This is a genomic window from Actinoplanes sp. NPDC048791, assembly GCF_040650095.1.
Lineage (GTDB): Bacteria > Actinomycetota > Actinomycetes > Mycobacteriales > Micromonosporaceae > Actinoplanes.
In genome coordinates this window covers 1-8387 of the sequence record NZ_JBEZGQ010000304.1, presented here as the reverse complement: position 1 = coordinate 8387, position 8387 = coordinate 1, and the positions used below count along the sequence as shown (strand labels likewise).

The 8387-nt window shown below is 70.0% G+C and carries 9 protein-coding genes; 4 read left to right on the top strand and 5 right to left on the bottom strand.

Annotation, left to right across the window (positions count from 1 at the left end; genetic code table 11):
- The first annotated feature begins 78 nt into the window (after nt 1-78).
- Nucleotides 79-240, top strand: a complete 162-nt coding sequence (locus AB0C29_RS22045; protein WP_360822965.1) for a hypothetical protein — start codon at nt 79-81, stop codon at nt 238-240.
- Here AB0C29_RS22045 and AB0C29_RS22040 read toward each other — a convergent pair.
- On the bottom strand, nt 230-1219 hold the full coding sequence (locus AB0C29_RS22040; RefSeq protein ID WP_360822963.1) for a Gfo/Idh/MocA family oxidoreductase: 990 nt from the start codon (nt 1217-1219) through the stop codon (nt 230-232). The genes AB0C29_RS22045 and AB0C29_RS22040 overlap by 11 nt on opposite strands.
- A gap of 59 nt (nt 1220-1278) precedes the next feature.
- Here AB0C29_RS22040 and AB0C29_RS22035 point away from each other — a divergent pair, with 59 nt between their 5' ends.
- On the top strand, nt 1279-2040 hold the full coding sequence (locus tag AB0C29_RS22035) for an NUDIX hydrolase (RefSeq protein WP_360822967.1): 762 nt from the start codon (nt 1279-1281) through the stop codon (nt 2038-2040).
- Here AB0C29_RS22035 and pstB read toward each other — a convergent pair whose 3' ends face one another.
- The 4 genes from pstB to pstS all read right to left on the bottom strand — a co-directional run bounded on the left by pstB (nt 2041) and on the right by pstS (nt 6252).
- A complete protein-coding gene (pstB, locus tag AB0C29_RS22030; RefSeq protein WP_360822961.1) occupies nt 2041-2817 on the bottom strand; it encodes a phosphate ABC transporter ATP-binding protein PstB in 777 nt (258 codons plus the stop codon).
- Nucleotides 2818-2833: 16 nt separating this feature from the next.
- Nucleotides 2834-3916, bottom strand: coding sequence for a phosphate ABC transporter permease PstA (gene pstA / locus AB0C29_RS22025; protein ID WP_360822959.1), 1083 nt, complete (start codon nt 3914-3916; stop codon nt 2834-2836).
- Between the two features lie 73 nt (nt 3917-3989).
- The gene (gene pstC / locus AB0C29_RS22020) at nt 3990-5075 is read right to left on the bottom strand and encodes a phosphate ABC transporter permease subunit PstC (RefSeq protein WP_360822956.1); all 1086 of its coding nucleotides are present in this window, start codon (nt 5073-5075) and stop codon (nt 3990-3992) included.
- 85 nt (nt 5076-5160) lie between these two features.
- Complete coding sequence (gene pstS, locus AB0C29_RS22015) at nt 5161-6252, bottom strand: phosphate ABC transporter substrate-binding protein PstS (RefSeq protein WP_360822953.1); 1092 nt, start codon at nt 6250-6252, stop codon at nt 5161-5163.
- Nucleotides 6253-6575: 323 nt separating this feature from the next.
- Here pstS and AB0C29_RS22010 point away from each other — a divergent pair, with 323 nt between their 5' ends.
- Both AB0C29_RS22010 and AB0C29_RS22005 read left to right on the top strand, forming a co-directional pair.
- A complete protein-coding gene (locus AB0C29_RS22010) occupies nt 6576-7016 on the top strand; it encodes a MarR family transcriptional regulator (protein ID WP_360822951.1) in 441 nt (146 codons plus the stop codon).
- The coding region (locus tag AB0C29_RS22005) for an MFS transporter (protein WP_360822948.1) at nt 7013-8387 on the top strand (1375 nt) is incomplete at its 3' end. The genes AB0C29_RS22010 and AB0C29_RS22005, both read left to right, overlap by 4 nt.

Sequence of the window (8387 nt, the reverse complement as noted above, 5' to 3'; positions counted from 1 at the left end):
GGTAGCGTCGCTCGGCATGACAGCTGAAAGCCTGCGATCGGTGGAGATCGAGCGGACCGGGGCTACACCGTGCTGCCGATGTGGCTCAACGGCGCGCCGGCGATGCGTCTCGACCTCGGCGGCGAGCTCGACACAGCGGTGAGCTTCGTGCTCGACGGCGGGCGGATCACCGGCATCTACGCCGTGCGCAACCCCGGCAAGCTGGCCCGGCTCGGCGCCGAGGCGCGGCTCAGCCGGTGACCGGGTAGACGACGCCGAGCTGGGCCCGGATGCCGTCCATCAGGGTCATGATCTCCAGGGTTGTCCGGTGCGGCATCAGCGGGCTCTCCAGCAGCCCCTCGGCCAGGCAGCGTTGCACCTCGGCCGCCTCGTACTGGTAGCCGCTGCCCTCGAACGGGTAGCTGATCTCCTCCGGCTCCGCGCCCACCCGGTGCAGCCGGAACGAGCGGGGCACGAAGAAGCCCTGCGGCAGGTCGATCCGGCCGAGCGTGCCGGTGATCGAGGCGGCGTTGCGGGTCTCGCCGACCAGGCTGCACGTCAGCGCCGCGACCGCGCCCGAGTCGTAGCCCAGCAGCATGCCGGTGTTGTCGTCCACGCCCTCGGCCGTCAGTCGCGCCCAGCTGTGCACGGTCGCGGGCGCGCCCAGGATCAGGTGGGCCAGGTTGAGCGGGTAGACGCCCAGGTCGAGCAGGGCGCCGCCGCCCAGCGCGGGGTCCCGCAGCCGGTGCGTCGCCTCGAACGGCCCCTGCAGCCCGAAGTCCGCGTGCACGGCCGTGACCTCGCCGATGGCGCCCTCGGTGACCAGCTCGACGATCCGCCGGACGGCCGGGTTGCAGCGCATCCACATGGCCTCCATCAGGAACAGGCCCCGGCTGCCGGCCTCCCGCACCAGCCGCGCCGACGACGCGTGGTCCAGGGTCATCGGCTTCTCGCACAGCACCGCCTTACCGCCCGCGAGACAGGCCAGCGCCGCGTCGAGGTGGAACGCGTGCGGGGTCGCCACGTAGATCACGTCGACGTCGGGGTCGGCGGCCAGGCCGGCCCAGGATCCGTGGGCGCGGGCGAAGCCGTGCCGCTCGGCGAAGGCGGTCGCGGCCGCACCGGTACGGGACCCGACGGCGGCCAGCTCGGCACCGGGCACGAGTGGCAGGTCGGACGCGAAGGTGCTGGCGATGCCGCCGGTGCCCAGGATCCCCCAGCGGACGTTCTTCTCGGTCATGATCGCCACCGTATCCTCCGTACCCGCCCCGGTGAGAAGATCGGTGGGTGAGCCAATCGATGCCGCTGCCGGCGGCCATGCTGCAGCGGGCCCGCGACTTCGCCGGCCCGCCGGCCCCGGCCCGCCCGGCGGCCACCGTCGTGCTGCTGCGCCCGGCCGCGGAGGCCTTCGACGTGTACGTGCTCAGGCGCGCGTCGACGATGGTCTTCGGTGGCGTTCACGCCTTCCCGGGCGGCGGCGTCGACCGTAACGACCTCCCGCGGACGATCCGGAGCGACTGGCCGGAGCGCCTGGGCGTCCCCGAGCCGGAGGCGAAGGCCGTGGTGGGCGCGGCGGCGCGTGAACTCTTCGAGGAGGCGGGAGTCCTGCTCGCGGGCCCGGCCGGTGATGAGCTGGTGGGCGACGTCAGTGGCGCCGACTGGGAGGCCGACCGGGTCGCTGTGCACCGGCGGGAGCTGACCATGACCGAGCTGCTCGACCGGCGGCAGCTGCGGCTGCGCGACGATCTACTGGTCCCGTGGGCCCGGTGGATCACCCCGGAGTTCGAGCCGAAGCGCTTCGACACGTGGTTCTTCGTGGCGGCCCTGCCGCCGGCCCAGACGGCGCGGGACGTCTCCGGTGAGGCTGACCGGACCATGTGGATCAGCCCGGCGGCCGCCAACGGCCTGGCCATGCTGCCACCTACGCGGGTGATGCTGAACGATCTGTCCGCGTACCGAAGTATTGATGATGTGCTGCGAGCGGAAGGGGAGCACGACGCCGCCGCCCCCGTGATGCCCCGGGTGGAGCTGACGGAAGACGGCGGCGTGCTGCACATGTGATCAGCCGAAGCGGCCGGTGATGTAGTCCTCGGTCTTCTTCTCGGTCGGGTTGCTGAAGATCTTCTGGGTGTCGTCGTACTCGATGAGCCGGCCGGGGTCGCCGGTCTTCTCGATCGAGAAGAAGCCGGTCTTGTCGCTGACCCGGGCCGCCTGCTGCATGTTGTGCGTGACGATGATGATCGTGAACTGGTCCTTGAGCTTGAACATCAGGTCCTCGATGGCCAGCGTCGAGATCGGGTCGAGGGCCGAGCAGGGCTCGTCCATCAGCACGACCTGCGGCTGCACCGCGATGGTGCGGGCGATGCAGAGCCGCTGCTGCTGACCGCCGGAGAGGCCGGCACCCGGGCGGGCCAGCCGGTCCTTGACCTCGTCCCAGAGGTTGGCCGACCGCAGCGACTTCTCGGCCGCCTCGTCCAGCAGGGACTTCTTCTTGACGCCGTTGAGCTTCAGGCCGGCGACCACGTTCTCGTAGATCGACATCGTGGGGAACGGGTTGGGGCGCTGGAACACCATGCCGATCATCCGGCGTACGGCGGTCACGTCGACGTCGGCGTCGTAGATGTTCTGGTCGTCGATGGTGAGCCGGCCCTCGATGCGGGCGTTCGGCAGCACCTCGTGCATGCGGTTGATGGACCGCAGGAACGTCGACTTGCCGCAACCGGACGGGCCGATCAGGGCGGTGATCGTCTTCGGCTCCACGGTCATGGAGATGTTGTCGATCGCCTTGAACGAGCCGTAGTAGGACGAGACGTTGCTCGCCTCGATGCGCTTGGCCATGGGGGACACCTCTTTGTCAGGTCAGCCGGTTGCGGCGGGCGAGCAGCTTCGCCGCGATCGTCAGGATGAGGACCAGGGCGACCAGCGTCAGTGCCGCCGTCCAGGCGCGGTCCGGGGCGTACCGGGAGGCGTCGCCGGCCTGCTGGTACACGTACAGCGCCAGCGACGACTGGTTGCCGGCGAACGGGTCGAAGTTGATCGCGGCGGCGCCACCGGCCACCAGCAGCACCGGGGCGGTCTCGCCGGCGGCGCGGGCCACGGCGAGCATGACGCCGGTGACGATGCCGGGCAGCGCGGTGGGCAGGACGACCTTGACGATCGTCTTCCACTGCGGCACGCCCAGCGCGTACGCGCCCTCGCGCAGCGGCCCGGGCACCAGCCGCAGCATCTCCTCGGTGGACCGCACGATCGTCGGCAACATCAGCACGGTCAGCGCCAGTGAGGCGGCGAAGCCGGAGAAGCGCGGCGTGCCGTTGTTGAACCAGGGGCTGACGATCAGCACCCAGAACGCCAGGATGAACAGGCCGGCCACGATCGACGGGATGCCGGTCATGACGTCGACGAAGAAGCGCACGGTCAGGGCGAACTTGCCGCGGCCGTACTCGACCAGGTAGATCGCGCCCAGCACGCCCAGCGGGACGGCCATCAGGGTGGCGATGCCGACCTGCTCCAGGGTGCCGATGATGGCGTGGTACGCGCCGCCGTTCGGGTCCCGGGCGCCGATGTTGTTCATCGAGCTGCCGAAGAAGTCGCCGTCCAGGCGGGCCGCGCCCTTGGAGACCAGCGTCCACACCACCGAGGCCAGCGGCAGGATCGCCAGGATGCAGGCCGCGTAGATCAGCGTCTTCCAGAGCCGGTTGCGGGCCGAGCGGCGCCCCTCGACGCGGGTCGCCGCGGCGAAGAGCCCGGTCAGGTAGAAGACGATGCCGACCACGATGACGAGGACCCAGTTGCCCAGGCCGAGGCCGAGCACGACCGCCGCGGACACGAGCAGCGCGACGACGGCGATGCCCAGGTCGATCACCAGCGGCAGCTTCTTCGACCGGATGTTGTCCGGCGTCATGACAACGCCGGGTACTTCTCTCTCAAGCAGGCTCATGCCATCCCCTCCGCTGGCGCTCCGGTGATGACATTCGTCGGGCGCCGAGTTGATGATTCGCTCGCAAGCTCGCTCATGCGGCACTGTCCCGGAACTCGCGGCGGCGGTAGATGATCGCCCGCGCGGCCATGTTGACGACCAGGGTGATGGCGAAGAGCACCAGGCCGGAGGCGATGAGCGCACCGCGGCCGGTGGCGTTGGCCTCGCCGAACGTGTTGGCGATGTTGGCGGCGATGCTGTTGCCGCCGCTCTCGATCAGGTTGAACGAGATGTTGAAGACGATGCCCAGCGTCAGGGCGAGGGCGATGGTCTCGCCGAGCGCGCGGCCCAGGCCCAGCATGACCGCGGCGATGACGCCGGGCTTGCCGTAGGGCACCACCGCCGTGCGGATCATCTCCCACTTGGTGGCGCCCAGGGCCAGCGCCGCCTCCTCGTTCATCAGCGGGGTCTGCTGGAAGACCTCGCGCGACAGCGAGGTCACGATCGGCAGCACCATGATGGCCAGCACCAGGCTGCCCAGCAGGATCGACCGGCCGAACGGGCCGTCGCCGCCGAAGATCGGCAGCCAGCTGAAGTACTTGTTCAGCCAGACCGAGAAGTCCTGCACCGGCACCCGGAACACGTCCCGGCCCCAGAGGCCGAAGACGACGCTGGGCACCGCGGCGAGCAGGTCGATGATGAAGCCGAGCGGGTTGGCCAGCCGCTTGGGCGCGTAGTGCGAGAGGAACAGGGCGATGCCCAGGGCGATGGGCACCGCGACGATCAGCGCGATGATCGAGGTCAGGACCGTGCCGAAGGCCAGCGCCGCGATGCCGAACTTGGGCTCGGCGTCGTTGGGGAACCAGGCCTTGTAGGTCAGGAAGTTCTCGGTGTTGGCCTGCAGGGCGGGCACAGCCTTCGAGATCAGGAAGATCGCGATGGCGACGATGATGACCAGCACCATCGCGCCGGCGGACGTGCTGAGGGCCCGGAAGCCGGTCTCCATCGAGAACCGGGCTTTCCTGGGCAGGGCGCCCCCACCACCGAGCGGCGGGCGGCTGCCGTCGAGATCATCGGGAGGGATCGGCGATAGGCCGCCGCCGGCGGATCGGGCGTGACGTGCTGTCACGCTCGATCCGCCGGCTTCGGTGCTCGCCGAGCGGGAGGGATAGTCACCCATTCGCTCGCTCGCTGTCGTCTAGTGGGGGTGGGATAGCGCTGCCTTCAGCCCGGTCAAGGGCGGCGGCGGGGTGGTTGGACGGGGATCAGGAGATGGCCGCGACCGAGGTCTCGACCTTGCTGCGGACTGCCTCCGGCAGCGGGGCGTAGCCGAGCTCGGCGAGCGCGGACTGGCCACCGGTGCTGGCGGTGTAGCTCAGGAAACCCTTGATGGCCGCGGCCTTGGGGCTGCCCTTGCTGCAGGCGATCTCATACGTGACCAGGACGATCGGGTACGCGCCGGCCTCGGTGGTGGCGTAGTCGATGTCGAGGGCCAGGTCGTTGCCGGTGCCCTTGACCTTGGCGCCGGCGATGGTCTTACCGGCGCTCTCGCCGGTCAGCTCGACGAACTCACCCGCACCGTTCTTGATCTTGGCCTTCTTCAGGTCGCTGTTCTCCGCGAAGGAGAGCTCGACGTAGGAGATCGCGCCGACCGTGCTCTTCACTGCGGTCGCCACGCCGTCCGACTTGGCCGCACCGACGCCGCCCGGGGCCTTCCAGGCCTTGGCGTTGCTGAAGGTCCAGTCGGCCTCGGCGGTCTTGCTCAGGTACTTGGTGAAGTTGTCGGTGGTGCCCGACTCGTCGGAGCGGTGCACGGCCTGGATCGCCGTCGACGGGAGCTTGGCGTCGGCGTTCTCCGCCTTGATCGCCGGGTCGTCCCACTTGGTGACCTTGCCGGCGAAGATCTTGGCCAGGGTGGCCGGCGAGAACTGGAGGTTCTCGACGCCGTCGAGGTTGTAGACGACGGCGATCGGGCCGATCACCATCGGGAGGTTGAGGGCCTGGCCGCCGGGGCACTTGGCGTCGGCCTGCGGCTGCTCCTCGGGCTTGAGGGCGGAGTCGGAGCCGGCGAAGTCGGCCGTGCCGGCGATGAACGCCTGGATGCCCGCGCCGGAGCCGGTGCCCTCGTAGCCGATCTTGGCGCCCGAGCACTGGCCCTGGTAGGCCTTGATCCACTCGTCCATGGCGTTCTTCTGCGCCGAAGAACCCTGGGCCGTCAGGTCGCCGGCCGCGCAGTTCGCGGAGGCGGCCGAGGCACCGCCGGCGGCAGGCGAGTCGGTGTTGTCAGAGCCGCATGCCGCGAGCGCGACCGAGGCGGTCAAGGCAATGCCGGCAACGTAGAACCGCTGGAGCTTCAACGGGTTTCCCTTCGAATGAATAACAACTCCGGGCTCCGTAGTCCCGGCCGGCCGAACTCTCATCGGCACACCCGGAAAGCTAAGAGCGCGAGGTGACCGGCTCCCCGGGCATAAGTGAACGCAGGGTGAACAGGTCTGCGCCGGTTCGTAGCCTTTGGCTGAGGAAGGGTTGTCCGTTAAGTGAACCGAGGGCACGACGCCGTATAAGTCCGTTATTTTGTGTTCTCTTTCGGGCCCGAGTGACCGGCTCGGGACGCGTGGGATCAGGTCGGTGTGAGGTGGCTTACTGGCTCTCCCCGGGTGTATAGATGCATAATGCAGCTATGCAAATCGGCGGAGAACTCGCCACGGCGCTGGAGCAGCTGACCCGGCTGGTCCGGCAGCTCGCCACCGCCGGCGACCTCAGCATGTCGGCGCTGATGCTGCTCGGCCGGCTCGTCCGGCAGGGACCCCAGCGGCTGACCGACCTCGCCGGCCAGGAACGCCTGTCGCAGCCCGGCATGACCCAGCTCGTCGGGCGGCTGGAACGCGACGGCTGGGTCACCCGTACGGCCGGCACCGGCGACCGCCGTGCCGTGCTGGTGGAGGTGACCGCCGCCGGCCGCGAGCTGGTCGCCCTGCGGCACGCCCAGCGGGCCGAGGCGCTGAGCCGGTTGCTGGACCAGCTCGACCCCGACGACCGGGCGGCCATCGAGCACGCCCTGCCGGCGCTGACCCGGCTCATCGAGGTCCGTACCCCCGACTTCCAGGAGCCCACCCCATGACCGCACCGCACCGACCCGCGACCAACCCCTTCAAGCAGCCCCGCGCCGTCTGGGCGGTGGCCTTCGCCTGTGTCATCTCGTTCATGGGCATCGGGCTCGTCGACCCGATCCTGCCGGCCCTCGCGAACGACCTGCACGCCACGCCGAGCCAGGTGTCGCTGCTGTTCACCAGCTACCTGGTGGTGACCGCGGTGGCGATGCTCGTGGTCGGCGCCGTGGCCAGCCGGATCGGACCCAAGCTCACGCTGGTCGTCGGGCTGGGCATCATCGTCGTCTTCGCCGCGCTGGCCGGCACCTCCGACACCGTCGGCCAGATCGTCGGCTTCCGGGCCGGCTGGGGGCTGGGCAACGCGCTGTTCATCGCGACCAGCCTGGCCGTCATCGTCGCCTCAGCCACCAGCGGCTTCGCGGGCGCGATCATCCTCTACGAGACCGCCCTCGGGCTCGGCATCGCCGTCGGCCCACTGCTCGGCGGCGAGCTGGGCAGCATCAGCTGGCGTGGCCCGTTCTTCGGGGTCGCGGTGCTGATGGCCATCGCGATGATCGCCACGATCGCCTTCGTGCCCTCGCTGCCCCGGCCGGCTCAGCCCACGTCACTGGCCGCGCCGCTCAAGGCGTTGCGCCACCGTGGGCTGCTGACCATGGGCATCATGGCGCTGCTCTACAACTGGGGCTTCTTCACCATGCTGGGCTACGCGCCGTACCCGATGGAGCTGGACGCGCACCAGCTCGGCCTGGTCTTCACCGGCTGGGGCCTGCTGGTCGCCGCCTTCAGTGTCTTCTTCGCCCCGCGGCTGCAGGCCCGCTTCGGCACCGCGAAGGTGCTCTACGCCAACATGGCCGCGCTGGCCATCGTCATGGCGGTCATCGCGGCCGGCGTCTCGACCCCGCGGACCGTCATCGTCGCCGTCATCGTGAGCGGCGCTTTCATCGGCATCAACAACACGCTGACCACCCAGGCGGTCATGCTGGTCGCGCCGGTCGAGCGGTCGGTGGCCTCCTCCGCGTACGGCTTCGTGCGCTTCATCGGCGGCGGCCTGGCCCCGTTCGTGGCCGGCAAGCTGGCCGACCGCTTCGACCTCAGCGTCCCGTTCTACCTGGGCGGCGTGGCGTTCCTGCTGGCCATCGTCGTGCTCGCCACCGGCCACAAGCTGGTCACCGCGGCCGAGTCGGGGGACAGCGAGGCAGTCGTGCCGTTCGTGCCGGTCGGTGCCGTGGCCCCCGCGGACGCCCGGCCGGTCGTCGTCGCCGTCGGGGCCACCGCCGACGCGGACGCGATCGTCGACGCGGCCGCGGCGCTCGCCCGGGACCTCGACGCCCCGCTCGAAGTGGTCCGGGTCCGCGAGACCGTCGTGATCGAGGAACTGGCCA

Bases quoted from the DNA above. Each gene is read 5' to 3' on its own strand.
- AB0C29_RS22035 (WP_360822967.1), top strand. From the start codon at position 1,279: ATGCCGCTGCCGGCGGCCATGCTGCAGCGGGCCCGCGACTTCGCCGGC.
- pstA (WP_360822959.1), bottom strand. From the start codon at position 3,916: ATGAGCCTGCTTGAGAGAGAAGTACCCGGCGTTGTCATGACGCCGGAC.
- AB0C29_RS22040 (WP_360822963.1), bottom strand. From the start codon at position 1,219: ATGACCGAGAAGAACGTCCGCTGGGGGATCCTGGGCACCGGCGGCATC.
- pstB (WP_360822961.1), bottom strand. From the start codon at position 2,817: ATGGCCAAGCGCATCGAGGCGAGCAACGTCTCGTCCTACTACGGCTCG.
- AB0C29_RS22045 (WP_360822965.1), top strand. From the start codon at position 79: ATGTGGCTCAACGGCGCGCCGGCGATGCGTCTCGACCTCGGCGGCGAG.
- AB0C29_RS22010 (WP_360822951.1), top strand. From the start codon at position 6,576: ATGCAAATCGGCGGAGAACTCGCCACGGCGCTGGAGCAGCTGACCCGG.
- pstC (WP_360822956.1), bottom strand. From the start codon at position 5,075: ATGGGTGACTATCCCTCCCGCTCGGCGAGCACCGAAGCCGGCGGATCG.